The following is a 26,731-nucleotide window of genomic DNA, read 5'->3' on the forward strand; positions in this document are numbered from 1 at the left end:
ATTGGAATTTTTAATTGGTTATGATGGGTCTACCAAAAATAATGGTTGGTCAAATTCTACAGGAGAAGAATCATCAACTAATATTTTAACAATCTTACCCGAAACTTCAGATTCAATCTCATTAAAAAGTTTCATAGCTTCGATAATACATAACACATCTCCTTCAGCAATAGTTTGACCTACTTCTACAAATAATGGTTTATCTGGTGATGGTTTTCTATAGAATGTACCAATAATAGGTGATTTAATCGTAATATATTTTGAATCTTCATCAGCCGCCGGAGCTGCTGCTGCTGGTGCAGGTGCTGCTGGAGCAGGTGCTTCAACCGCAGGAACTGCCTGTATAGGTTGTGGTATATGAGCTGCAGGCATTTGATGCACAATAGTTGTGTCTGAATCAGAGCCTGTTCTAATAGTGATTTTTACATCATCCATTTCCAATTTAACCTCACTTGCTCCCGATTTGGCAACAAATTTGATTAAGTTTTGAATCTCTTTTAAATCCATAATTTTTGCTAATTAGTTAGTGGTTAGTCTTTTGAATTATAGGCCCATTTTAAATAGATGGCACCCCAATTAAATCCGCCTCCAAAAGCAGCGAATATTACATTATCACCCTTTTTAAGTTGCGATTCATAATCATTAATAAGAAGTGGTAAAGTGGCCGATGTTGTATTCCCATATTTGTGAATATTCATCATTACTTTGTCTTCTTCTAAATCTATTCGTTGTGCGGTAGCATCAATTATACGCTTGTTTGCTTGATGAGCAGCAAGCCAATCTACGCTATCCTTTGTAAGATTATTTCGCTCTAATATCTTAACAGTGGCATCTGCCATATTGAACACAGCATTTTTGAATACTGTTCTTCCTTCTTGAAAAGCATATTGACCACCTTGTTCTAATATTTCAGCAGTTAACTTATGCGATGATCCTCCGTAAGTAGCCTGCAAAAATTCACGTCCAGAACCATCACTCCTTAAGTATTCATCTTGTAATCCTAAATGCTCTTCATTAGGTTCAAACAAAACAGCTCCGGCTCCATCACCAAAAATAATACAAGTGGCTCTATCTTTATAATTTATTATAGAAGACATCTTATCTGCCCCTATAAGTAATACATTTTTATATCGTCCCGATTCTATATAACTTGCCGCAACTGACATACCGTATAAAAAACTAGAACATGCTGCATCCATATCGAATGAAAACGCATTTGTTGCTCCAATTTCTGAAGCCGTAAAAGAGGCAGTAGATGCTGCCTTCATATCTGGTGTGGCCGTGGCAACAATTACCAGTTCTATATCTTTTGGATCAATACCCTTTTTATTAATTAAATCTTGAGCTGCTTTTATGGCTAAGTAAGACGTTCCCTTACCATCATCTTTAAGAATTCGTCGTTCTTTTATACCTGTTCTTGAGGTTATCCATTCATCATTTGTATCAACCATAGTCTCAAGAATTTGATTGGTTAATACGTATTCTGGCACATATGCGCCTACAGCTGTAATTGCCGCAGAGATTCTACTCATAACTTTATAGTTAATTTGACCAAAAAATCATTAAAATTGGACAAAAACATTCAATAATTGGTGAAAACTACTAAATTTCGACCAATTAAACTGCAAATTAAAGGTTTTTGTCCTTTAGAAAAAGTATTTCATAAAAAAAAACGCTCATAAATGAGCGTTTTATATTATGCTTGCATAACTAACTACGCAACGTTTTCTATTTCTTCAGAGTTATCAATTAATACCTGACCTCTGTAGTATAATTTTCCTTCGTGCCAGTGAGCTCTGTGGTATAAGTGAGCTTCACCAGTTGTTGGACATGTAGCAATCTGTGGCGCAGTTGCTTTGTAATGCGTTCTTCTTTTATCTCTTCTAGTTTTCGAGATTTTTCTTTTAGGATGTGCCATTTTATATGTTTATTTATCCGTTAATAATTTTTTCAATGTATTCCAACGAGGATCAATATCCTCCTCTTCTTCTTTATTCTCTTTAAGCTTTGGACTTAACTCTTCTAACTTTTTAAGTATTTCCGAATCTAATGTACCGTCTTCAACGCCAGGGTGCACCCTTTTAATTGGGACCGCAAGTATTGCTAATTCATAAATATACTGCTGTATATTTATTTCGTAAGTTCCATGTGGGATAATTAAAATATCAATATGCTCATCATTATAATCATCACCAAATTTAACTACCAAATCAAATTCATTTTCAATAGTTTGATTATAAGGCTCGTTGGTTAGATCACAATTTACATTAACCCAACCTGAAATTTCAAAATGCAATTCTAGCAACGTTGTCTTTTTTTCTAAAACAACATTTACATTAATGGCTGCATCATTAAAATCTTCATACTCAAAATGTTCAAAGAACGTTTGCTCTACTTTATACTCAAAATGATGCTTTCCAATTTTTAACCCTACAAACGGAATTGTAAACTCCTTCAATGCCTTCATTATCACATCTATTTTGAGCCTGCAAATATATAAATTTTTATTTACGCAACATGACTTATAAACATTTTTTTGTTTATATCTTCAAGAAGGCAAAAAATCAATCCTTTGAATTAACACTCAGAGCATTAACGACGGTCTTTACGTGGCGCTTTTTTTAACGGATTTGCAGTAAGTTTGTGATAAGAATTTCTATTTTTAAAAATTTGGATCGCACTAAAAACGGCTTCCTTGAAAGAGTTCTCATCTGCTTCACCCTTCCCTGCAATTTCAAAAGCAGTTCCATGATCTGGAGAAGTCCTAACTTTATTTAGTCCAGCTGTAAAATTAACGCCTTGACCAAAAGATAATGTTTTAAATGGTATTAGTCCTTGATCGTGATAAGATGCAATAATGGCGTCAAAATTCTTAAAATTACTCGAACCAAAAAAACTGTCGGCAGCATAAGGTCCAAATACTAATTTACCACCTTCCTTAATTTTTTTAAGAGTAGGCCTTAAAACCTCATCGTCTTCATTACCAATAACACCATTATCTCCCGTATGTGGGTTTATTCCCAAAACAGCAATTTTTGGTTTTTGAATTTTAAAATCCTTTTTAAGGGTGTTATATACGGTATTGATTTTTTGCTCTATTAATTCTGGAGTTATGTGATTCGCAACATCTTTAACAGGCACATGATCAGTAAGTAAACCTACCCTTAAAGTATCTGTTATCATGAACATAAGACTTTCTCCTTCCAACTCCTGAGCCAAATAATCGGTATGTCCTGGAAAATTAAAATTTTCAGACTGAATACTACTCTTATTAATTGGAGCGGTAACTAAAACATGTACCTCCCCTTCTTTTAAAGATTTAGTTGCTGCTTCTAGAGATTTGATAGCATAAGCACCTATACCTGTATCTTCTTGCCCAAACTCAATTTTAACGGGTTCATTCCAACTATTAAATACATTAACTTTTCCATGAACAAGTTGATTCAAATTATTTATACTATTAAAAGATATTTGAGATTTAAAATGAGTTTTGTAAAACGTCATAACCTTGGTTGAGGCAAAAACGACTGGTGTACAAAAATCTAACATTCTAGGATCTTCAAATGTTCTTAAAACAATTTCTCCTCCTATGCCGTTTAAATCTCCTATCGATATTCCTACTATTATATTTTCTTCTTGCTTCATTAAAAAAGACAACTTTTGTTTGTAATTTTGATTCTGCAAATTTAACTAAATAAACAGGAATTACTATGTTTACTGGAATTATTGAAGATATTGGAATTATTACTGATTTAAAACCGGAGCTTGACAATCTTCACATCTCTGTTAGAAGTAAAATCACCTCCGAATTAAAAATTGATCAAAGTGTTGCTCACAATGGGGTTTGTCTTACGGTAGTTTCAATTAACGATGATGAGTATACGGTAACTGCCATAAAAGAAACTTTAGACAAGACAAGTCTTACTCATTTAAAAACCAATGATAAGGTGAATTTAGAACGAGCCATGAAACTAGGTGATAGACTTGATGGGCATATTGTGCAAGGACATATTGATCAAATTGCAACTTGCACAGAAGTTACAGAAGAAAATGGTAGCTGGGTATTTACTTTTAATTATGATTCTTCTCTTAATAATATAACGATTGAAAAAGGTTCTATAACTGTAAATGGAACCAGCTTAACCGTAGTTAATTCTAAAAAGAACAGTTTTAGCGTTGCGATAATCCCATTCACCTATGAGCATACTAATTTTAGCACCTTTAAAATTGGAACAGTAGTGAATTTAGAATTTGATGTGCTAGGAAAATATGTATCCAGACTAATGGAATTACATAAATAACTACTTACTCTTAGGAAAAACCATTCGTTTAATTCCGTAAAATAAACCAGCTATAAGCCCCAAAAGAACACCTCCATCTATAGGGAAAGGCGGCGGTGGTGGTCCCGAAGGGGCACCAGGGGCAGGTGGAGTAGGATCTTCAAAACCCAAAGCCATACAACCAAAACTTATTAATACAAATAAGATTGAGGCAATTATTCTTTTATTTTGTATTGTCATGAGGCACAAATGTATAAAAAAAAGCGAGTTCTTAAAATTTTCCTACGTTATTTAAATTAAATATATCTATAAAACGCTATTAATATCCGATAAAAAGCAAGTTTATTGGCTTTTTGTAAAAATATCCGACAACTTCTTTTTATTAAAAAAGGATATTATGGTAATAAAATTCCCCGATTTTAATATCATCACAAATATATATATTTCACTTTAAAACAAAAATAAAATAACCTACTTAATTTATTTAGCCTAAATAAGGCAGTTAACTGAATTTCAATCAACTATTAAAAACCAAAAAAGCCTCTCTAAAATAGAAAGGCTTTTCAATTTCTAAAAGTGGTCCCACATGGGCTCGAACCATGGACTTTCTGATTATGAGTCAGATACTCTAACCAACTGAGTTATAGGACCGAAATTGGAGTGCAATATTACTACTTATTTTATTTCTTACCAAGAAAAATTATTCCTTTATCTCCTGACATAATTCAATTAAAACACCATTTGAAGATTTTGGGTGTAAAAATGCAACCAACTTATTATCTGCTCCCTTTTTAGGTATTTCATTTAATACTTTAAACCCTTCCTTTTTAAGTCGCTCAATTTCAGATAAAATATCATCAACATCAAAAGCAATATGGTGAATTCCCTCACCTTTTTTTTCAATAAATTTAGCGATAGGGCTATCTTTTTCTGAAGCCTCTAACAATTCAATTTTATTGTTGCCTACCTTAAAAAAAGAAGTATTAACCCCCTCCGTTCTAACTTCTTCAACCTTATAGTTAGGTTCTCCAAAAAGCTTAGAGAATAAATCATTGGAATTTTCTAAACTTTTTACGGCAATTCCTATATGCTCAATTTTATTCATAAAAATATATTTTTCAGTTCCATGCAAATGGTAATCTTTCAAATTCCATATCAAAATACGAAAATAGCAAGCGAAAAGTAAGATAATCTTTAAATATCCGCTATTTTTGCATTCTGAACCTTTAAGAGGTATTAATAATGAGTGATTTAGAGGAAAGTCAAAGACAAAAGAAAATAGGATCAGTTTTACAGCATGATTTGGTAGATGTACTTCAAAGCGCAGCCACCCAAGGTGGCTTGAGAGGTGTTTTAATTTCTGTAACGAAAGTAAAAGTTACCGTAGATTTATCAGTAGCTAAGGTATATCTGAGTATTTTTCCAAATGATAAAGGCAAAGAACTTTTGCAAGGCATAAAATCGAACACCTCGTTAATTCGTCATGAATTAGCACAACGCACCAAAAATCAATTAAGGCGAATGCCTCATCTGGAATTCTTTATTGATGATTCTCTAGAGTATATTGATCAAATCGAAAAGTCTTTAAAAGGTGAAGAAAACCCAATTAAAGACCCAAGTATTCTGGACAAAAGAAAAAAATCTTAATTCTATAATTGAGTTTTTCCTTATACATAGCAAAACGTTATTTACGCTCAAAGAGCACAAACAATGCTATTAATTTTATAACCTATATTGCCATTATAGGTGTTATACTGGGCTCTGCCTCTTTATTTATTGTGCTTTCAGGCTTTGCTGGATTAAAAGATTTCACCTTACAATTTTCAAGCGAAATAGATCCTGATTTAAAAGCAGAAGCAGCTTTAGGAAAATCTTTTGTTTTAAGTGATGCCGATATTACTAAACTAAATAACCTTGACGATATTGCTAATTTTTCAAGAGTCATTGAAGAACGTGTTTTTATAGCATCTGAAAACAAAAACACCTTAGCTGTCATTAAAGGAGTTGATGAAAAATTTCAAAGCATTGTTAGTATTGACTCTGTTATTGAATATGGAGGTTGGTTAGATCAGAAATCCAATCAAATAGTTGTTGGTTGGGGTATTTCAAATAGCTTATCGCTCGGTATTTTAGATTATACTAAGTCTATAAATATCTATGTCCCGAAACCAGGTAAAGGCCAAATAACTTCTACTAAAAATGCCTTTAACACAGTAAAAGCTTTAAACGTTGGTATCTTTTTTATTAATGAAAGTTTAAACGACAAGTATATTTTTGCTCCTATTGAATTGGCTAAAAACTTATTGAACTACGAGTCAAGTCAAATCTCTTCCATTGAAATCAAACTTAAAGATGGTATTGACGAAACTCAGGCAAAAGCCAATATTCAAGCTATTTTAGGAGACAAAGTTATTATTAAAAATAGAACACAGCTCAACGATGCGCTTTATAAAATGTTGAATACCGAAAATCTAGCCGTTTACCTCATTTTTACTCTGGTACTTATTATAGCTTTTTTTAATGTTATTGGATCTCTAATTATGATGATGCTAGATAAAAAACAAAGTTTAAATACACTATTTAATATAGGAGCCACAGTAAAAGACATTCGAAAAATCTTCTTTTACCAGGGAAGCCTAATGAGTATTATTGGTGGATTTATTGGTTTAGGTGTTGCGTTTATTATCACCATGCTTCAAAAAACATTTAACCTAGTTATGATTACACCATCATTGGCTTACCCTGTGGTTATTAAGACTGAAAACTTTTTTATTGTCTTTTTTACCATTTCTGTTTTGGGGATTATCGCTTCAAGAATTGCGTCTGCTAGAATCACAAAGTCTTTAGTTAAGAATATTTAAATTATTTAGCAAGAAAGCTATTTAATAACAACTAACTCATACTTGCAAAAGCAATAGGAATGGATCTTACTTTATACTTAATTAGAGCTTACTTTGAAGACAAAATTATTAACTATTTATAGAAATACTGAAACAAATTCGGTAATGAAAATATAGTGGATAGCTCGTTGGTTAGCCATTTACCAAAAACAAAAATCTACTCCGTAAACTGGTAGCCTGAAAATTTTTCTAAAACCTCATCAAAAGCAGCAAAAACATCTTCGGAATGATCTGAAGTCACCATTTTCATGCGGTACTCCTTAAAATGAGGAATCCCTTTAAAGTAGTTCGTATAATGACGTCGTGTTTCAAAAACACCAAGAATTTCACCCTTCCAATCAATAGACATTTGCAAATGTCTGCGAGCTGCCTCAACACGCTCTTCCAATGAAATGGGTGCTAGGTGTTCTCCCGTTTCAAAAAAATGCTTGACTTGCTTGAAAAACCACGGGTTTCCGATTGAAGCACGACCAATCATGGCACCGTCTAATCCATAATCATCGCGCATTTCCATAGCACGTTCAGGACTCGTTATATCACCATTTCCAAACACCGGAATATGCATTCTTGGATTATTTTTTACTTGAGCAATAGGCTTCCAATCGGCATCCCCTTTATACATCTGTGCTCTAGTACGCCCGTGAATAGCAATAGCTTTACAGCCTACATCTTGTAAACGTTCGGCCACCTCAACAATTCTTATAGAATCATGATCCCAACCCAATCGGGTTTTAACCGTAATAGGGATGTGGGTACGCTTTACCATTTCGGCAGTGAGTTTTTCCATCAAGCAAACATCCTTCAAAATACCCGCACCAGCGCCTTTACTCACTACTTTTTTAACAGGACAACCAAAATTAATATCAATAATATCAGGCTTTGAAGCCGAAACAATATCAATAGTTTGCAACATGCTATCTAGATTAGCCCCAAATATTTGAATACCAACTGGTCGCTCTTTTTCATAAATATCCAATTTCATAACGCTTTTAGCGGCGTTACGAATTAAACCTTCACTAGATACAAACTCGGTATAAACCACATCTGCTCCTTGCTCTTTACATAATGCACGAAATGGCGGATCACTAACATCCTCCATTGGTGCTAAAAGTAATGGGAAATCTGGAAGTTCTATGTTGTCTATTTTTACCAAGCTATTTATTTTGGCGCAAAATTACATCTTTTATCTATATTTATAAAAATTTCAGTCATTGCAAATACCTTTTGAGTTAAAGCTATTCGGTTATTATATAAATATTCATCTTGTTTTAGAATATCTCGCTTTCTTTTTAGCTTTTAGGTATTATGTTTATTTAAGGCGAAAAAGCACAGACTCTATTTCCTCAAATAATAGATTATCCATTATTCTTGGTGCTGCATTGGGCGCTTTAATTGGTTCACGACTTATTGGTTTTCTGGAAAACCCATGGGTTGAATTCTCACAACAGCATATCATTCAATTACTAAACACCAAAACCATAATGGGCGGATTATTTGGTGGATTACTGGGGGTCGAGTTTGCAAAAAAACGTATTGGAGAAACTCAATCTTCTGGCGATTTATTTGTTTTCCCTATCATTCTAGGCATTTTTATTGGAAGGATTGGTTGCTTCCTGTCTGGTATCGATGAATTTACATATGGAAATGAAACTAAGTCTGTTTTAGGTATGGATCTAGGCGATGGTTTGCTTAGACATCCAACTTCTTTATATGAATTGATGTTTTTAGTCGTATTGTTTGTTGGCTTGAAGAAAATTCAAAAGAATATGATTTTAAAACCTGGGGAACTATTTAAAATATTTATGCTGCTATACTTTGGTTTCAGGTTTTTTATAGAATTTTTAAAACCAAATGTATTTTATTTATTAGGAATAAGTACTATTCAAATTTTATGCATAGTTTGTTTCGTTTATTATTGTAAATTCATTTTTCAAATCTTTAAAAATGCCTGTTAGAAAATACACTTATTACGATTTTACTCTAAGCCTTTGTCCGGATTGCCTAAAGCGTGTTGATGCCAAAATCGTTTTTGAAAACGGAAATGTTTATATGTTAAAACGCTGTAATGAGCATGGTAATTCTAAGGTCCTAATTGCTGATGATATTGAATATTATAAAAACATTAGAAACTACAACAAGCCCGGTGAAATACCTTATAAATTTAACACCCAAACGCATTATGGTTGTCCTTACGATTGTGGTTTATGTCCAGATCACGAGCAGCACTCATGCCTAACAGTTGTTGAAGTTACCGATAGATGTAATTTAACTTGCCCAACTTGTTATGCAGGGTCATCCCCAACTTACGGCAGGCATCGCACTTTGGATGAGGTAAAAACGATGCTGGATACCATTGTTAAAAACGAAAAAAAGCCTGATGTTGTACAAATTTCGGGAGGCGAACCTACTATCCATCCACAGTTTTGGGAAATTTTAGATTATGCTAAAACGTTACCCATAAGACACTTAATGTTGAATACTAATGGAATTAAAATTGCAAAGGATATCGCTTTCGCGGAAAGACTAAAAACCTACGCACCAGATTTTGAAATTTATTTGCAGTTTGATTCTTTTGAAAACAGTGTATTACAAGAATTACGTGGTGCTGACTTGAATGATATTAGGATAAAGGCTATTGAAAATTTAAATGCTATTAATTTATCAACAACTTTGGTAGTAACGCTTCAAAAAGGATTGAATGATGGTGAAATAGGGAAAATTATTAATTATGCTTTACAGCAAAAATGCGTACGCGGCGTAACACTTCAACCGACCCAAATTGCTGGACGTTTAGAGCATTTTAATCCAGAAACAGATAGAATGACTCTAACCGAAGTCCGCAGAAAAATATTGGAACAAACTACAATTTTTAATCCAGATGATTTATTACCTGTGCCCTGCAATCCGGATGCTTTAGTAATGGGTTATGCTTTAAAGCTTGATGAAGAAGTGTTTCCGCTAACGCGCTATATTAACCCCAACGATTTACTAGACAATAGCAAAAACACGATTATTTATGAGCAAGATTCACAGCTACAGGATAAAATGATCGAATTATTTAGTACCGGAAATTCTGTAGAGGTGGCCGAAGAAAACCTTAAATCTATCATGTGTTGTTTGCCAAATATTGATGCGCCAAACCTGAGTTATGATCATTTATTTCGTATTATTATCATGCAATTTATTGATGCTTATAATTTTGACGTTCGTGCCATTAAAAAATCGTGCGTACATATTGTAGATAAAGACAATAAAATCATTCCTTTTGAAACGATGAATTTATTTTACAGAGATGACAAAAGAGAGCGATTAGAAGCACTTAGAAACGAAACAACATGATACATTTTTTAAGCCCAAATATGGATTTTACAGGTTTAGTCATTTTGATTATTCTTATCATGATTGGTCCATCAATTTTACTAACCATTATTGGTTTTATTGTTCGCAAAAAGAATAAAAAAACAGCCAAAATATTATTTATTATTGCTACTGTGTATCTTATTATAAGTTTAGGTGTTTGTGGGGCTCTAATCTCTGGTTTTTAATACCCACATACCATAAATTGCTAAAACCAATTCTCCAACAGCTCCAAAAACAAAACCTAAGCTTGGTAAGCCGTCAATAAATAAACTCAATAATCTGCCTGCCCCTAAACCAAACATAAATACCATGTTTGTTATTAGGGCTATTTTTAAATATTCGTCATTAAAAACACCTAATAGCCATACAACCGCAAATCCTAAATACAAACCCATAATGGCTTTAAAAATATTATATTCATCAGTAGTATTTAAATGAACCTCGACCAATACCTCTGGATAAAAACCATAAACAAATGAAACAGGAATTACCACAATTAAAGAAATAATCAAATGTATTTTATTGATGAAATCCTGTTTAGTTCGTATCATAAGAAAAGTTTCATATAAATATACTCATAATTGCCTTTGGCTTCTTTTAGAAAAGCACTATAATTACAGTCCTTAACATCTTTTTTAGCGTCAAATAATTAAACTATCTTTGCAAAATCTTTTTTAGAAAGATTCCTTTATGAAAAACATTAGAAATTTTTGCATTATTGCACATATAGATCACGGTAAAAGTACGCTTGCAGACCGTTTATTAGATTTTACAGGCTCAGTTACCGCAAGGGAACAGCAAGCCCAATTATTGGATAGTATGGATTTAGAGCGTGAGCGTGGTATTACGATCAAGTCTCATGCTATTCAAATGGATTATGAGCTTAATGGTGAAAAATATATTCTAAACCTGATTGACACCCCAGGTCATGTAGATTTCTCATATGAAGTCTCAAGATCTATAGCGGCTTGCGAAGGCGCTTTACTTATTGTAGATGCGGCTCAAAGTATTCAAGCCCAAACCATCTCCAATCTGTACTTAGCTTTAGAAAATGATTTAGAAATTATTCCTGTTTTAAATAAAGTAGATTTGCCAAGTGCAAACCCTGAGGAAGTTACTGATGATATTGTTGACTTGCTAGGTTGTGACCCTGAAGAAGTGATTCATGCTAGTGGAAAAACGGGCTTTGGAGTCGATAATATTTTAGAGGCTATTATAGATCGTGTACCTGCGCCAAAAGGTGATCCGGATGCTCCGCTACAAGCCTTAATATTTGACTCTGTGTACAACACTTTTAGAGGAATCGAAACCTATTTTAGAGTCTTTAATGGCGAAATTAAAAAAGGGCAGCATATAAAATTTGTTGCTACAGATAAAGATTATTACGCTGATGAGGTTGGAACCTTAAAGCTAAACCAAGTTGCCAAAAAGAGTGTAAAAACAGGTGATGTTGGTTACTTAATTACCGGAATAAAAACCGCTAAAGAAGTTAAAGTTGGTGATACCATTACAGATTTTGCAAAACCTACCACGAACATTGTTGAAGGTTTTGAAGATGTTAAGCCAATGGTTTTTGCAGGGATTTATCCGGTAGATACTGAAGATTACGAAGAGCTGCGCGCCTCAATGGAAAAACTCCAGCTAAATGATGCCTCCTTAGTTTTTGCTCCAGAAAGTTCGGCGGCCCTAGGTTTTGGTTTCCGTTGTGGGTTTTTAGGTATGCTTCATATGGAGATTATCCAAGAACGCCTAGAACGTGAGTTTGATATGACGGTTATTACCACGGTACCTAACGTATCATACCACGCTTTTACAAATAAAAACCCAGATGAAGCTTTTATTGTAAACAATCCTTCTGATTTACCAGAACCTTCAACAGTAAATAGAGTTGAAGAACCTTTTATAAAAGCCACTATAATTACCAAATCTGATTTTGTAGGTAACGTCATGTCACTGTGTATTGAAAAGCGCGGACTTATCATGAATCAAACATACTTAACAACCGAGCGCGTTGAACTTACATTTGAAATGCCTCTGGCTGAAATTGTTTTTGATTTTTATGATCGTTTAAAAACCGTTTCAAAGGGATATGCTTCTTTTGATTACCACCCAATAGGAATGAAAGTATCAAAATTAGTACGTTTAGACATCTTATTGAATGCCCAACCCGTTGATGCGCTTTCAGCTTTAATTCATGCAGATAATGCCCAAACAATTGGACGAAAAATGTGTGAAAAATTAAGAGAGCTTATTCCTCGTCAGCAATTTGATATTCCTATTCAAGCTGCAATTGGCGCTAAAATTATTTCTAGAGAAACTATAAAAGCCTTGCGTAAAGATGTTACCGCCAAATGTTATGGTGGAGATATTTCACGTAAACGTAAACTTCTGGAAAAGCAGAAAAAAGGAAAAAAACGTATGCGTCAAGTAGGTAATGTAGAAATACCTCAACAAGCATTTATGGCTGTTCTAAAGCTTAATGACTAATTCTTTTTAACTAAAAAAAGCTTGTATACTATAAATATTAGACGCAATAATTAGCAATATTAATTTCAAAATAAGCTATATTAAGCAGAGAAAAGTCTCTTTGCTATCAACCCTTTTTTCATAACTCATCCTTTTACTTTCTTTTTTGATGCTCGAAGACTTAAAATACCCAAATAGTCCCTACTAGTTTAGGGTTGCAATTTTCATGAACGATTAAAACTAAAGTTGGTATTTAACCTATTATTATTATTAAATATTTCAAGTATTTCTAATTCTACTATTTTTTCTTCAAAAAACACAATAAGCTTAAATTGTTAATAAATATTTTGTATGTTTATAACATACTATGTTTAACAATTTCTTTATAAGCTACAAGACCTTGTTAATACTATGTTTATCTAATTTTGTTTGTGACTGTTTTTCAAACATAACAATAGAATTGTTATTAACAATTTGAAAATATTTAAGCACCTGTTTGCTTGATTTTCAATAAAGTACCAGACAAATAATTGTATTGACATTTTTTTTGATTAATGTTTAGAAAAAGATACCGTTGCACATGTATTTCTTTTTTTAATGTTTTTAAGTTAAACAACCATATGAAAGCACTTTTTTATACCAGAGAATTTCCACCTTACGTTTATGGTGGAGCCGGAGTTCATGTTGAATATTTAGCCGGTGAACTAGCTAAATTAATGGAAATGGACGTCAGGTGCTTTGGTGATCAGGACGATAAATCGTCAAACTTAAGTGTAAAGGGTTTTCCGTTTGAAAATGCCGCTTTTGATCATTCAGACGATAAATTAAAGTCCGTATTCAAAACATTAAGCACTTGTATTCAAATGAATGCAGACCCTATCGATGCCGATGTGGTTCATTGTCATACATGGTATGCCCATTTTGCAGGTATCGTTGCTAAATTATGCTATGGTACACCATTAGTGATAACAACACATTCTTTGGAACCGTTACGGCCTTGGAAAAGAGAACAATTAGGTCGGGGTTACGACGCCTCATCTTGGGTAGAAAAAACAGCTATTGAAATGGCCGATGCTCTCATTGCTGTTTCTGAAGAAACTAAAGCGGATGTTATTAAACATTTTGATGTTGATGAAAGTAAAATACATGTTATTTATAATGGTATAAATCTTCAACAATACATTACAACATCTGAAACATCTACATTAGACGCATATGGGGTTGATAAAACAAAACCTTATGTCCTTTTTGTTGGTAGAATTACGCGCCAGAAAGGCATAATTCATTTAGTAAACGCTATAAAATATATAGATCCTGAAACACAAATCGTTCTTTGTGCAGGCGCGCCAGATACACCAGAGATTGCGAAAGAAATGAAGGATAGTGTTAATGAAGTTAAGAAAACACGAGACAATGTTATCTGGATTGACAAAATGGTTACCAAAGAAGAAATTATTCAACTTTATTCTCATGCCGATGTGTTTTGTTGCCCGTCCATATACGAGCCATTTGGCATTATAAATATTGAAGCCATGGCTTGTGATACGGCTGTGGTAGCTAGTGCGGTTGGCGGTATTAAAGAAGTTGTGGTTGATGGTGAAACCGGGATTTTAATTCCGTTAGAACAACAAACAGAGGCGCCTTTTGAACCCATAGATCCAAATAAATTTTCAAAAGATTTGGCCAACGGTGTTAACAAAGTGATTAGAGATAAAGACCTTAGAGAAACCATGGCTAAAAATGGTAGAAAACGTGTTGAAGATTATTTTGACTGGATTGCCATTGCCAAACAAGTAGAAGAACTATACAAATCATTACTATAACAAACTATGCAACTAAAAAATTAACAGATTATGATAAACAATAAAGTTTTAGCCATAATATTAGGTGGCGGTCAGGGATCGAGATTATACCCATTAACTAAAGACAGATCTAAACCAGCAGTTCCAATTGCTGGGAAGTATAGGTTGGTGGATATACCGATATCCAACTGTATAAATTCTGATATTAAGCGCATGTTTGTTTTAACACAGTTTAATTCTGCTTCGCTTAATAAACATATAAAAAACACCTACCACTTTAGTTTTTTTAGTAGTGCTTTTGTTGATGTATTAGCAGCAGAACAAACCCCGCATAACAAAACGTGGTTTCAAGGAACTGCCGATGCTGTGCGTCAAAGTATGCATCACTTCTTGAGTCATGATTTTGATTATTTCTTAATATTGTCTGGAGATCAATTGTATCAAATGGACTATGAGAAAATGATTAGTGCCCATATAAAAGCTAAAGCTAAAATATCAATAGCAACAATACCTGTTAATGCAAAAGATGCTACAGAATTTGGCATATTGAAATCTGATGACAACAATGTAGTCACCTCATTTATTGAAAAACCAGATGCTAGCTTATTACCTGAATGGACTTCTGAGGTAAGTGACGACATGAAAGCACAAGGCAGAAATTATCTAGCTTCCATGGGTATTTACGTTTTTAACAGAAGTTTATTAACTAAGCTCATGGAGAACCCGGAAACCAATGATTTTGGGAAAGAAATTATTCCTCAAGCCATAGAACAACATAAAACACTTAGTTATCAATATGAGGGTTATTGGACAGATATTGGTAATATCGATTCGTTCTTTGAAGCGAACATTGGTCTTACAGCAGATATTCCTCAATTTGATTTATACGACAAGAAAAAGCGTATTTATACACGTGCACGAATGTTACCCACTACTAAATTGGCAGGAACCATGACTGAAAAGGCAGTTATTGCAGAAGGGTGTATTATTAGCGCTGCGAAAATAGAACAATCTGTAATTGGGATTCGATCTAGAATTGGTGATGAATCAACCGTTATAAATACCTATATGATGGGGTCTGATAGTTATGAGACTCTCGATCAAATACAAAACAAAAAAATAGATATTTTAATGGGGATTGGGCAACGTTGTTTTATAAAAAACGCCATAATAGATAAAAACTGTCGTATTGGCGATGATGTAAGAATTAATGGAGGTCCTCATTTAGAAGATAAAGAAACGGATACATATTTTATAAAAGAGGGTATTGTTGTTATTAAAAAAGGAGCAACTATTCCTAAAGGATATGTTATTTAATAAACTTACTCCTCTTAATTTACAAGCCACGAAACATTAAGAGCAAAACTTAAAATTTTTATTTTTTTGACAATTTAGCCTAACAAATGTTCAGCTAAATTGATCTTTAAAAACAAACAAAAATGCAAGACCAAAAAAGAGTTGTAATTGATTATGTCTCGCCAAGTGTTAATAACGGCGAATTTTATATTAAGCGTGTTATAAACGAAATTGTTAATATAGATGCGCATATTATGGCCGATGGCCATGATGTATTAGGAGCTTCAGTACTCTATAAACATGAGAAAGCAAAATCTTGGAAAGCGTCCAGAATGCGTTTAATTTCAAATGATGAATGGAAATCATCTTTTGTTGTTGAAAAACAAGGTTTTTACACCTATAAAGTTCAGGCGTGGGTAGATTATGCACTGAATTGGCGTTATGGTCTCATTAGAAAAATTAACGATGGTCAACATGTATCATCTGAATTATTAGAAGGTGCAGAGTATCTTGAAGCCCTATTTGACAAAGTAAACGCTGATGACAAAACATATTTAGAACGTCTTCAAGGCCTTTTCAAAAATGAAAATGACTACGGAGAAGCTATTACTGAAGCCACTACAGAAAGGTTATATAATATACTTTATGCAAACCCGGTAAAGTTTCTCGAGAATGAATCTAAAACCTATCAGGTTTATGTCGATAGAAAAAAAGCTAGATTTAGTACTTGGTACGAGTTTTTTCCACGTTCTGCCTCAGAGCAAGAAGGGGTTCACGGAACTTTTAAAGACTGCGAGCGTTTACTTCCGCGTGTAAAAAACATGGGGTTTGATGTCGTATATTTACCCCCCATCCATCCTATTGGAGAAGTAAATAGAAAAGGGAAAAACAACACAACCGAAGCCAAAGAAGGCGATGTAGGTTCTACATGGGGTGTTGGATCTCAATATGGCGGACACAAAGATATTCACCCACAATTAGGGTCGCTTGACGATTTCAAATCTTTAATCGAAAAAGCCAAAGAAAATGATCTTGAGATTGCCATGGATTATGCGCTACAAGCAGCACCAGATCATCCTTGGGTAAAAGAACATCCGTCTTGGTTTAAATGGAGACCAGATGGTACAGTACAATATGCTGAAAATCCACCTAAAAAATATCAAGACATTTTACCAATTTATTGGGAGAGCAAAGATTATAAAGCCCTATGGAATGAGTGCTTAGATATTTTATTGCATTGGATTGACTGTGGTATTAAAATTTTTAGAGTTGATAACCCACACACCAAACCTTTTTATTTCTGGAATTGGATTATCAGTCAAGTAAAAGTTAAACATCCCGATGTTATCTTTTTAGCTGAAGCTTTTACAGCACCTAAAGTGATGCAACAATTGGCTAAACAAGGGTACACTCAATCTTACACCTACTTTACATGGCGAGAAAGTAAGCATGAACTTATAGAATATGTTGAAGAATTAACAAAATCTGAATTAAAGGAATATATGCAGCCTAACTTCTGGCCAAATACGCCAGATATTAACCCCTACCACTTGCAAGGTGCTAATGAATCTAAACATATTTTACGATATGCTTTAGCAGCTACTTTAAGTTCTAGTATTGGCATATATGGGCCTGTTTTTGAATACATGCTTTCTAGTTCTCTACTCGGGAAAGAAGAATATTTAAATTCTGAAAAATTTCAAATCACCCACTATGATTGGGGTATAAAAAATAAACTGATTACCATTATTGCCAAAATAAATTATATTAGGCACCACAATCCCGCACTTCAGCAAACTAATAATATTAAGTTCTGTCATATTGAAAATGATAATTTGTTAGCGTTCTATAAATGGAATGATGATCGTACAAATCAAATATTTGTTATAATTAGTTTAGATGCCCACCATTCGCAACAAGGCACAGTACAGGTGCCTTTGCATGATATTGGTGTTCCTCATGGTCACAATCTTGAAATGCATGATTTAATTACAGATAGTCGTTATAATTGGAATAGCGAATGGAGCTACGTAGAGTTACACCCTACCATGCCCTTCCACATTTTCCATATAAACAAATAGCATGTCTAACTCATCTTCTATATCATCAGTACAACCCCTCTTCAAGACTGAAAAGTCTTGGGAAGCCTTACTTGATAATAATGATTTTGTCAAGATTTTTTTGTCAGATGTATTAGAAGATTATATGGTTAAACAGCGATGGTATGGAGGAAAAGCAAGTCGGTTAAAGTATATAGAGTTATCTGAATATTTTAAAATTCAACAACATGGCGAAATCTACTTTGGTTTAATACTTGAAGTGAATTTTGTTGAAGCTTTTTATCAACATTATTTTTTGCCCATTGCTTTTGTTACAGAGAAAAATTTTGCCCAACACGATCGTATACTCTCCATTAGCATTGCTGGCCAAAAAGGATTTATAATTGATGCCATAAATCTGGAATCTTTTAGAAAAGTTGTTTTTGACCGTATAGCAACCGCCATTCCAATCGATAAGACTAAGGTACAGTATCACAAAAGTTATTTGCTCAATAATGTTGCTTACGAATCTTCAAGATTTATGGGTTTAGAGCAAAGTAACACCTCATTGGTTTATAATGAAAAATATGTACTAAAGTTTTTCAGACGTATTTTTGCTGATAAAAACCCTGATTACGAAATGAGCAGGTTTTTATCTGAGAAAAAAGGATTTAAAAACACACCTTCTTACCTAGGAAGCATTAATTTGATTGATTCGGAAAATGCCAACATAACTATAGGTTTGATGCAAGAAATGATTCCAAACGAAGGCGATGCTTGGGATTATATGCTTCGGGAATTACATACGGTTTTATCGAATTTAGAATACAAAAATATTAATATTGAAGCCCTTCCGAATACAGAATTATATCAGCGGCTTTCCATAGCCGATATTCCTCCTCAAATTATAGATTGGGCTGGTTTAAATTTATTTTCTCAAGTTCAAACCTTAGCCAAACGCACGGCAGAAATGCACATTGCACTAGGGTCTGAATTTGAAGAAACTGCCTTTACACCATCTCATTACAATGGTGATTATACTGTGTGGTTAAAAAATAAAATGCTATACCAATTTCAAAACAGGTTGAACCTTGTTGAAAATAATATTCAAAAGTTAGATGGATTAGCACTTACATTAGCACAAGAATTTCTGGATAAAAAAAACAGTATCAGAAAACAATTTGTAGCTTTTGATTGGACTAAACTAAAAGGCGAACGATTAAGAGTACATGGCGATTATCATTTAGGACAAGTTCTGGTAAAAGACAACGACTTTTTTATTTTAGACTTTGAAGGCGAACCTGAAAGTACAATTAGAGATCGAAAAGTGAAGCAACCGCCTTTAAAAGATGTAGCTGGATTATTTAGGTCTTTTCACTATGCTATTTACGCGACTGTTTTTAATAATATAGAACATTACAAAGCCAGTCAAGACAGCTTATTTCATGCTTCCGAAATATTATACCGTTTCATCACGGGTCTATTTTTAGGCACCTATGTAGCAGAAACACAAAACGCAAACTTAAACCTTGGTTATAACCAAGAGCGCATTTTTATATTAAAATACTGCCTGCTAGAAAAGGCAGTTTACGAATTGGGTTACGAGCTCAATTCTCGCCCACAATGGGCTGTTATTCCGTTAAAAGGAATATCGAACATTATAAATCATTAATTTATGGCACAAGTAAAACCTTATAGTTTATTTACAGAATTTGACATTAACCTTTTCAAAGCTGGAAAGCATTTCAGGCTTTATGAAAAAATGGGATCTCACCTAGTTACCGTTGATGGTATAGATGGTGTATATTTTGCAGTTTGGGCACCAACGGCAAAACAAGTTTCTGTAATTGGTGACTTTAACTATTGGATGGAAGGAGAACACCAACTTAATGTACGTTGGGACTCTAGTGGTATATGGGAAGGCTTTATTCCATTGATTGAAAAAGGAGCTACCTACAAATACAAAATTCAAAGCCATAATAACGATATTAAAACAGAAAAGGCAGACCCTTACGCCAGACGTTATGAGCATAATCCTAATACAGCATCAATTGTATGGGATGATGATTATAAGTGGAAAGATAAAAGCTGGATGAAAACCCGTAAAAAGAATAATGCCATTGATGCACCTTATTCGGTTTACGAAGTGCATTTGGGCTCATGGAAAAAGAACATAGAAGAAAATCGCTTCATGTCTTATTATGAATTGGCGGATGATCTTGTAAAATATGTGAGTGAAATGAATTTCACACATGTTGAGCTCATGCCTATTATGGAGTTCCCTTACGATCCTTCGTGGGGTTATCAAATTACGGGTTATTTTGCACCTACATCCCGTTTTGGTTACCCAGAAGAGTTTAAATATTTAGTTGACAGACTACACCAAGCAGGTGTTGGAATTATATTGGATTGGGTACCCTCTCACTTTCCTGAAGATGCCCACGGTCTCGGTTTTTTTGATGGATCGCACCTATACGAGCATCCAGATAAACGCAAAGGCTATCATCAAGATTGGAAAAGCTTAATTTTTAACTATGAGCGTAATGAAGTCCGTTCCTTTTTAATAAGTAATGCTGTTTTTTGGCTCGATCAATACCATGCTGATGGTTTACGTGTTGATGCCGTAGCCTCCATGTTATTTTTAGATTATTCAAGAGAAGATGGTGAATGGGAGCCTAACATATATGGCGGAAGAGAAAACCTAGCCGTAATAAGCTTCTTAAAAGAATTAAATGAAGAAGTTTATGCCTCATTCCCCGATGTACAAACTATTGCTGAAGAATCTACAGCTTTCCCAATGGTATCTAAACCAACTTTTGTTGGAGGTTTAGGTTTTGGTATGAAATGGATGATGGGTTGGATGCATGATACCTTAGAGTATTTTGGTAAAGACCCCATTTACAGAAAACACCACCAAAATGATATTACTTTTAGTTTGGCCTATGCCTTTACTGAAAACTTTATGCTACCCCTATCTCATGATGAGGTTGTTTATGGTAAAAACTCCATTTTAGGTAGGATGCCAGGTGATGAGTGGCAACGTTTTGCAAATCTGCGTTTACTATATGGCTATATGTTTACGCATCCAGGCACGAAACTGCTATTTATGGGTGGTGAATTTGGACAATATAATGAGTGGAATTTCCAAGAAAGCTTAGATTGGAATTTATTGGAGTTCAAACCTCATAAAGACATGCAAAACTATTACAAATCGCTCAATGCTATATACAAAAGCACTCCCGCACTTTATGAAAAAGGATTTAGCAGTGAAGGTTTTGAATGGATAAGTTATGATGATCATGAAAATTGTGTAATCTCCTATATAAGAAAAGGCTATCACGAAGAAGACCATGTTGTGGTAATCTGTAATTTAACCCCTTCGGTTAGGAAAAACTATAAAATAGGACTTCCAACCAAAGGCAAGCTTGTTGAAATTTTTAACAGCGACGCTAAAGCATTTGGAGGAAGTGGTATTGAAAATAAAAAACAAATTACAATTAAGAAAGACCCATGGAACGGTAAAGATTTTTCAGCAGAAATAACACTACCGCCACTGGCAGTTACTATATTTAAATTCAAATAAAATTTATACATCTTTTAAAACGCCCTTTTAGTTTACGTCTTAAAAACTAAAAGGGCGTTTTGTTTATTCAAACTGCAAGAATAAATTACTCTGAAACATGGATTTCTAATTTTATTATTATCAGCATTATAGGTTAAATACGCTTTGTTATTTTATTATACGTTAGCACCATATAGTAATCAAAAGATAGGCTATTCTGTGCTACTTTGTAAATTTTATAATTAATCTCCTCATTGATTGAGTTTTATACAATACTTTAATGTTTTTTTTAATAAAAAGAAACAACAGAGGTTTGTTAAATTCACTATTTTCGTGCATTATTATTTACGCATAATTTTATGATATTAAATACAGAATTAGAATATAAAGGAAACTTATTTCCTTCTAAAATAGTTTCATACGAAAAGAACCTTAATGTTTTATCTTTCACTTGTGCAAACGGTGTTATATTACAAGTTACCGTGCGCAGGGATAGTATCCTTCGTTTTAGATTTACCACTACTGGTATTTTTGAAAATGACTTTTCTTATGCCATAACAAAATATGCAAGCAGAGGGTATAATCATTTAGCGGTTACAGAAGATGATGACAACTATATAATAACCACTGCAAAGCTAATTTGTCATATTTCAAAACTAGATTTAAGAACATCTATTTATGATGCTAAGGATAACACCCTAATCTGTGAAGATGAGCTTGGTTTCCATTGGGAAGAAAGTTATGAGCACGGTGGCGATGTTGTAAAAATGTCGAAAACAGCTCAACCAGGAGAGAGTTATTACGGTTTAGGTGATAAACCTGTAGATAATAACTTAAAAGGAAAACGTTTTGAAAACTGGGTAACAGATTCTTATGCCTATGGCAGAGATACAGATCCTATTTATAAAACCATCCCATTTTACACAGGTTTACACAATAAAAAATCATACGGTATATTTTTTGATAATACCTTCCGTTCTTTTTTCGATTTTTGTCATGAACGAAGAAATATTACAAGTTTTTGGGCGCATGGTGGAGAAATGAATTATTATTTCATTTATGGTCCAGATATGTCTGATGTGGTTGCAAACTATACCGATTTAACAGGGAAACCACATGAAATGCCTGCTTTATGGACCTTGGGTTACCACCAATGTAAATGGAGTTACTATCCAGAATCTAATGTAAAAGAAATCACGGCTAAGTTTCGAGAATTAGAGATTCCTTGTGACGCTATCTATTTAGATATTGATTATATGGAAGGGTTTAGATGCTTTACTTGGAGCAAAGAATATTTCCCAGACCCAAAACGTATGGTAAAAGAACTTGCTGATGACGGCTTTAAAACCATAGTAATTATCGATCCAGGAATAAAAATAGATATGGATTACTCGGTGTTTAGAGAAGGTCTTGAAAAAGACTACTTCTGTAAACGGGCAGATGGTCCATATATGAAAGGTAAAGTATGGCCTGGGGAGTGTTATTTCCCAGACTTCACCAATCCAGAAGTAAGAGAATGGTGGTCAAACCTATTTAAGGAGCTTGTAGAAGATATAGGTGTTAAAGGCGTTTGGAACGATATGAACGAGCCAGCAGTAATGGATGTTCCCGGAAAAACTTTCCCTAATGATGTAAGACATGATTATGATGGTAACCACTGTAGCCACAGAAAAGCACATAACGTTTACGGAATGCAAATGGCACGTGCTACCTATCAAGGATTAAAAAAGTTCTCGTATCCAAAACGTCCTTTTGTTATTACAAGAGCCGCTTATTCTGGTACACAACGTTACACCTCAAGTTGGACTGGTGATAATATAGCTACATGGGATCATTTAACCATAGCTAACCTACAGGCGCAACGTATGTGTATGTCTGGCTTCTCTTTTATTGGGTCGGATATAGGAGGTTTTGCAGAACAGCCAAACGGCGAGTTATACGCCCGTTGGATTCAATTAGGGATCTTTCATCCTTTCTGTAGAACACACTCTTCTGGAGACCACGGCGATCAAGAACCGTGGGCTTTTGGAACTACGATTACCGATGTGGTAAGAAAGTTTATTGAAATAAGATATCAGCTACTACCTTATTTATATACCGCCTTCTGGAGATATGCTGAAGAAGGTATTCCTATCTTAAAATCCTTGGTATTATACGATCAGGAAGACCCACAAACGCATTACAGAAACGATGAGTTTATCTTTGGTGAAAAAATACTAGCATGTCCTATCACTGGACCAAACCAAAACGGAAGACGTATGTATTTCCCTAGAGGTAAATGGTATAGTTTCTGGAATGATGAAGTTATTGAAGGTGGAACAGAACAATGGGTAAATGCCGATTTAGATAGTATGCCTATTTTTATAAAAGAAGGAGCTATTATTCCTAAATACCCAATACAGCAGTTTGTTGGGCAAAAAACGATTGATGAATTAACCCTTGATGTATACTACAAAGAAGGTAAAGAAGAATCGATGGTTTATGAAGACGCTACCGATGGTTACGATTATATTAAAGGGCGTTACAGCTTAAGAAACTTTAAACTTAATGGTAAAAAGAAAGAACTTATTATTCAACAACATAAATCTGGTAAGTTTATAACCACATATAAAACGTTTAAGCTTAATTTACATGGTTTACCGTTTAAAATTTCTGAAGTTGAAATTGATAACGAGGTTATACCATTTAAAGATCTTAAACTTAATGGCGATAATACATTAGTATTAACCAAAGAGTTTACAGAACTACACATTATGGCTTAAAACTAGGCCAACATAATTGAATACCAAAAGCCTCATTTTAAAAAAATGAGGCTTTTGGTATTCAGGAATTTTGTATCGAAGCACCTGCCCTCCAAAAGCTAACCACTGCAATCACTAATGCAAAAGTAAATTTTAAGAGAAATATCTTACAAATAGATTTAATTTCTTATTTTTAAGAAAAATCTTATGCGTAACCCAAATACTATAACTCTAAAACATTTATTAATTAACAATAAACCTCAAATCGGTTTAAAATTCTACACCAATAAATCCATACAAATCATTGTAAAAGAATTAACTGATGTAAACTGGAGTACAGAATTTACAATGTATCATGTACCAAATACAAAATCAAATTTGGACGAAATATTTTCAATATTTAAGGATATTGCATGGATAGACACTAGATATTTTTTTGACAAAAACAGATCCAAAGCACTAAATGAAACTTTCGATGACTCTTGGTTTCATAAAAGAAAACGTGGTACAAATTTTAAATCTTGCCCAAGTAGTTATTTACAAAAACTAGAACTCAAAAAATATGCAAATAATACTGTTAAAACTTATGTTTCCTGTTTTGAAGACTTCATTAATTATTACCATGAAGCTAGTATTGACTCACTAAACGAAAATGATATTAGAGCTTATTTACTACATCTAATTAAATTAAATCGTTCAGATTCTTATATTAATCAAGCCATTAATAGTATTAAATTTTACTACGAAACAGTTTTAGGGTTTCCCAATCGATTTTATAGTATAGAAAGGCCACGAAAATCTAAAAAGCTCCCCGTTGTTCTTTCTAAACAAGATATTCAATCAATGATTGAGAACACTATTAACCTAAAGCATAAGTGCATAATTAGTCTTCTTTATTCAGCAGGCTTAAGACGCTCAGAACTATTAAATTTAGAACTAACAGATATAGATAGCAATAGGATGCTTATAAGAGTAAGAGATGCCAAAGGAAATAAAGACAGGTATACACTACTATCTGAAAAAGCGTTAATAGATCTCAGGTTATATTATAAGCAGTATAAACCTAAAACATATTTGTTTGAAGGACAAACTAAAGAACAGTATAGTCCAAACAGTGTAGGTGTTGTTGTTTCAAATGCAGCAAAAAAAGCAGGAATAAAAATACCTGTCTCAGCCCATATTCTTAGGCATAGCTTTGCAACACATCTACTGGAATCAGGAATAGACATTAGATACATTCAAATGCTCCTTGGCCATAACTCAACTAAAACAACTGAAATTTACACACATGTTGCAAAAAACAGTTTTGATTTTATTAAAAACCCATTAGATTTGTAGGTTTTTATTTATATTTGAGTATTTATATAGTAAAAATAAACACATGTTTGTGTTTATCCAACCGTTGTACACAACCTAAATGAACATCGATAAAAAACAAAAAGACGGATTAGATTTAGCCTTTAATGAATCTACAATAAACTATGTCGGAATTGAATCGGACTCGGTTGAAATCTTGTTGAGTTGTATTTCGATGAACGCAGATAAGGAGTTTCCTGATGACAATCGATTGAAAATAGTATTCTCGGATTATGGAAGAATTGCTATAAGTTATCGAAAAGGAACTTGGGATGATGAAAATGCTGAAATTGAGGAAATAAAGCCTGACGAATTGAAATCTAAATTTGACGGACTTATACTCGATTCTATGTATGGATGGGAATTTATAAATCTTGAGGAAAAGCAATTTACGGATTGGTCTGATAAAATCAGCCTTGACGAAATTAACAACTTAAATTGGTCGGATATGAATACAATTGACCTTTTTGCAGAACAAGTTGGTAAAGATGAAATTACAATTGACATAAGGATATGGTTTAATGATTTTAGAGTTTTTGATTTTAAAAACACAGAACTATCCAAAAAAGAATTTGCTGAAAACGCACAACGTGGATGGAATCAAATGTATGAAACTGGAATTGAGACTGAAAACCATAAGAGTAAGAAAATGAAATAAGGCAGATGTACAACAATGGCTATAGTTAATAAGGGTTTTGGTGCTTAGCCTAAAGTTTAGTGCTTTTAACCAAGTCCGCCAAATCTTTTTGATTTGGCTTTATAAAGAAAAAGATAAAACAAAATAAAAAGTTTTGGCTAAGTGCTTAATCGAAAGTTCACTACTTTTAATTCCCGTACTAACCATAGCCGAGACGTTGTGTTTCATTGCGCAGCGCACGCAAAACAAAAAAAGCCTAGTTTTATTCTCGAAATTTTTTTTGAATTTTAAG

24 protein-coding genes and 1 tRNA gene are annotated in these 26,731 nt (G+C 33.7%); 15 read left to right on the forward strand and 10 right to left on the reverse strand.

What is annotated here, in order from left to right:
* Positions 1-18: 18 nt before the first annotated feature.
* The 5 genes from accB to pdxA form a co-directional block, all read right to left on the reverse strand.
* On the reverse strand, positions 19-507 hold the full coding sequence (gene accB / locus Q0857_RS03230; RefSeq protein ID WP_298532068.1) for an acetyl-CoA carboxylase biotin carboxyl carrier protein: 489 nt from the start codon (positions 505-507) through the stop codon (positions 19-21).
* 23 nt (positions 508-530) lie between these two features.
* On the reverse strand, positions 531-1,532 hold the full coding sequence (locus Q0857_RS03235) for a beta-ketoacyl-ACP synthase III (protein WP_298532070.1): 1,002 nt from the start codon (positions 1,530-1,532) through the stop codon (positions 531-533).
* Between the two features lie 182 nt (positions 1,533-1,714).
* Positions 1,715-1,918, reverse strand: coding sequence for a 50S ribosomal protein L32 (rpmF, locus tag Q0857_RS03240; protein ID WP_109352001.1), 204 nt, complete (start codon positions 1,916-1,918; stop codon positions 1,715-1,717).
* Between the two features lie 9 nt (positions 1,919-1,927).
* Positions 1,928-2,467 (reverse strand): DUF177 domain-containing protein, encoded by a 540-nt coding sequence (locus Q0857_RS03245; RefSeq protein WP_298532073.1) that lies wholly within the window; start codon positions 2,465-2,467, stop codon positions 1,928-1,930.
* 125 nt (positions 2,468-2,592) lie between these two features.
* Positions 2,593-3,645, reverse strand: coding sequence for a 4-hydroxythreonine-4-phosphate dehydrogenase PdxA (pdxA, locus tag Q0857_RS03250; protein ID WP_298532075.1), 1,053 nt, complete (start codon positions 3,643-3,645; stop codon positions 2,593-2,595).
* Between the two features lie 65 nt (positions 3,646-3,710).
* Between pdxA and Q0857_RS03255 the strand changes: the two genes are divergently transcribed.
* The gene (locus Q0857_RS03255; RefSeq protein ID WP_298532078.1) at positions 3,711-4,301 is read left to right on the forward strand and encodes a riboflavin synthase; all 591 of its coding nucleotides are present in this window, start codon (positions 3,711-3,713) and stop codon (positions 4,299-4,301) included.
* Here the strand turns inward: Q0857_RS03255 and Q0857_RS03260 are convergent, their stop codons facing one another.
* The 3 genes from Q0857_RS03260 to mce all read right to left on the reverse strand — a co-directional run bounded on the left by Q0857_RS03260 (position 4,302) and on the right by mce (position 5,385).
* Complete coding sequence (locus tag Q0857_RS03260) at positions 4,302-4,520, reverse strand: PID-CTERM protein-sorting domain-containing protein (protein WP_298532081.1); 219 nt, start codon at positions 4,518-4,520, stop codon at positions 4,302-4,304.
* Positions 4,521-4,857: 337 nt separating this feature from the next.
* Positions 4,858-4,931: transfer RNA gene (locus tag Q0857_RS03265), tRNA-Ile, on the reverse strand.
* 49 nt (positions 4,932-4,980) lie between these two features.
* The gene (gene mce, locus Q0857_RS03270) at positions 4,981-5,385 is read right to left on the reverse strand and encodes a methylmalonyl-CoA epimerase (RefSeq protein WP_298532083.1); all 405 of its coding nucleotides are present in this window, start codon (positions 5,383-5,385) and stop codon (positions 4,981-4,983) included.
* Positions 5,386-5,522: 137 nt separating this feature from the next.
* On the opposite strand from mce, the gene rbfA reads away from it, so the two are divergent.
* Both rbfA and Q0857_RS03280 read left to right on the forward strand, forming a co-directional pair.
* A complete protein-coding gene (gene rbfA / locus Q0857_RS03275; protein ID WP_298532086.1) occupies positions 5,523-5,927 on the forward strand; it encodes a 30S ribosome-binding factor RbfA in 405 nt (134 codons plus the stop codon).
* Positions 5,928-5,935: 8 nt separating this feature from the next.
* Entirely contained in the window at positions 5,936-7,141 is a 1,206-nt protein-coding gene (locus tag Q0857_RS03280; RefSeq protein WP_298532089.1) for an FtsX-like permease family protein, read from the forward strand.
* 196 nt (positions 7,142-7,337) lie between these two features.
* Here Q0857_RS03280 and dusB read toward each other — a convergent pair whose 3' ends face one another.
* Positions 7,338-8,333, reverse strand: coding sequence for a tRNA dihydrouridine synthase DusB (gene dusB / locus Q0857_RS03285; RefSeq protein WP_298532092.1), 996 nt, complete (start codon positions 8,331-8,333; stop codon positions 7,338-7,340).
* Between the two features lie 58 nt (positions 8,334-8,391).
* Here dusB and Q0857_RS03290 point away from each other — a divergent pair, with 58 nt between their 5' ends.
* From Q0857_RS03290 to Q0857_RS03300, 3 genes are read left to right on the forward strand one after another with little or no spacing between them, the layout of a single operon-like run.
* The gene (locus Q0857_RS03290) at positions 8,392-9,135 is read left to right on the forward strand and encodes a prolipoprotein diacylglyceryl transferase (protein WP_298532096.1); all 744 of its coding nucleotides are present in this window, start codon (positions 8,392-8,394) and stop codon (positions 9,133-9,135) included.
* Positions 9,125-10,519, forward strand: a complete 1,395-nt coding sequence (locus Q0857_RS03295; protein ID WP_298532101.1) for a radical SAM protein — start codon at positions 9,125-9,127, stop codon at positions 10,517-10,519. The genes Q0857_RS03290 and Q0857_RS03295 overlap by 11 nt, the downstream gene beginning before the upstream one ends.
* Positions 10,516-10,725: a hypothetical protein gene (locus Q0857_RS03300; protein WP_298532104.1), complete on the forward strand. Its 210-nt coding sequence runs from the start codon at positions 10,516-10,518 to the stop codon at positions 10,723-10,725. Before Q0857_RS03295 ends, Q0857_RS03300 begins: the two co-directional genes overlap by 4 nt.
* On the opposite strand, the gene Q0857_RS03305 is transcribed toward Q0857_RS03300, so the two are convergent.
* Complete coding sequence (locus Q0857_RS03305; protein ID WP_298532106.1) at positions 10,708-11,091, reverse strand: DUF4345 domain-containing protein; 384 nt, start codon at positions 11,089-11,091, stop codon at positions 10,708-10,710. The genes Q0857_RS03300 and Q0857_RS03305 overlap by 18 nt on opposite strands.
* 139 nt (positions 11,092-11,230) lie before the next feature.
* On the opposite strand from Q0857_RS03305, the gene lepA reads away from it, so the two are divergent.
* The 9 genes from lepA to Q0857_RS03350 all read left to right on the forward strand — a co-directional run bounded on the left by lepA (position 11,231) and on the right by Q0857_RS03350 (position 26,460).
* On the forward strand, positions 11,231-13,027 hold the full coding sequence (lepA, locus tag Q0857_RS03310) for a translation elongation factor 4 (protein WP_298532109.1): 1,797 nt from the start codon (positions 11,231-11,233) through the stop codon (positions 13,025-13,027).
* A 599-nt stretch (positions 13,028-13,626) separates the two neighbouring features.
* Complete coding sequence (gene glgA, locus Q0857_RS03315) at positions 13,627-14,829, forward strand: glycogen synthase (RefSeq protein ID WP_298532112.1); 1,203 nt, start codon at positions 13,627-13,629, stop codon at positions 14,827-14,829.
* A 30-nt stretch (positions 14,830-14,859) separates the two neighbouring features.
* Positions 14,860-16,125 (forward strand): glucose-1-phosphate adenylyltransferase, encoded by a 1,266-nt coding sequence (locus Q0857_RS03320; RefSeq protein WP_298532115.1) that lies wholly within the window; start codon positions 14,860-14,862, stop codon positions 16,123-16,125.
* 122 nt (positions 16,126-16,247) lie between these two features.
* A complete protein-coding gene (locus Q0857_RS03325) occupies positions 16,248-18,185 on the forward strand; it encodes an alpha-1,4-glucan--maltose-1-phosphate maltosyltransferase (protein WP_298532117.1) in 1,938 nt (645 codons plus the stop codon).
* A gap of 1 nt (position 18,186) precedes the next feature.
* Positions 18,187-19,815, forward strand: a complete 1,629-nt coding sequence (locus Q0857_RS03330) for a trehalose synthase (RefSeq protein WP_298532120.1) — start codon at positions 18,187-18,189, stop codon at positions 19,813-19,815.
* A gap of 3 nt (positions 19,816-19,818) precedes the next feature.
* Complete coding sequence (glgB, locus tag Q0857_RS03335; protein ID WP_298532123.1) at positions 19,819-21,726, forward strand: 1,4-alpha-glucan branching protein GlgB; 1,908 nt, start codon at positions 19,819-19,821, stop codon at positions 21,724-21,726.
* 338 nt (positions 21,727-22,064) lie between these two features.
* Complete coding sequence (locus Q0857_RS03340; RefSeq protein WP_298532126.1) at positions 22,065-24,467, forward strand: glycoside hydrolase family 31 protein; 2,403 nt, start codon at positions 22,065-22,067, stop codon at positions 24,465-24,467.
* Positions 24,468-24,653: 186 nt separating this feature from the next.
* Positions 24,654-25,784 carry a site-specific tyrosine recombinase/integron integrase gene (gene xerA / locus Q0857_RS03345; RefSeq protein ID WP_298532129.1) on the forward strand — a complete coding sequence of 377 codons (1,131 nt, stop codon included), beginning with the start codon at positions 24,654-24,656 and terminating at the stop codon, positions 25,782-25,784.
* A 79-nt stretch (positions 25,785-25,863) separates the two neighbouring features.
* On the forward strand, positions 25,864-26,460 hold the full coding sequence (locus tag Q0857_RS03350; protein ID WP_298532132.1) for a hypothetical protein: 597 nt from the start codon (positions 25,864-25,866) through the stop codon (positions 26,458-26,460).
* Positions 26,461-26,731 lie beyond the last annotated feature (271 nt).

This window comes from uncultured Algibacter sp., from assembly GCF_947495925.1.
Classification (GTDB): domain Bacteria; phylum Bacteroidota; class Bacteroidia; order Flavobacteriales; family Flavobacteriaceae; genus Algibacter_E.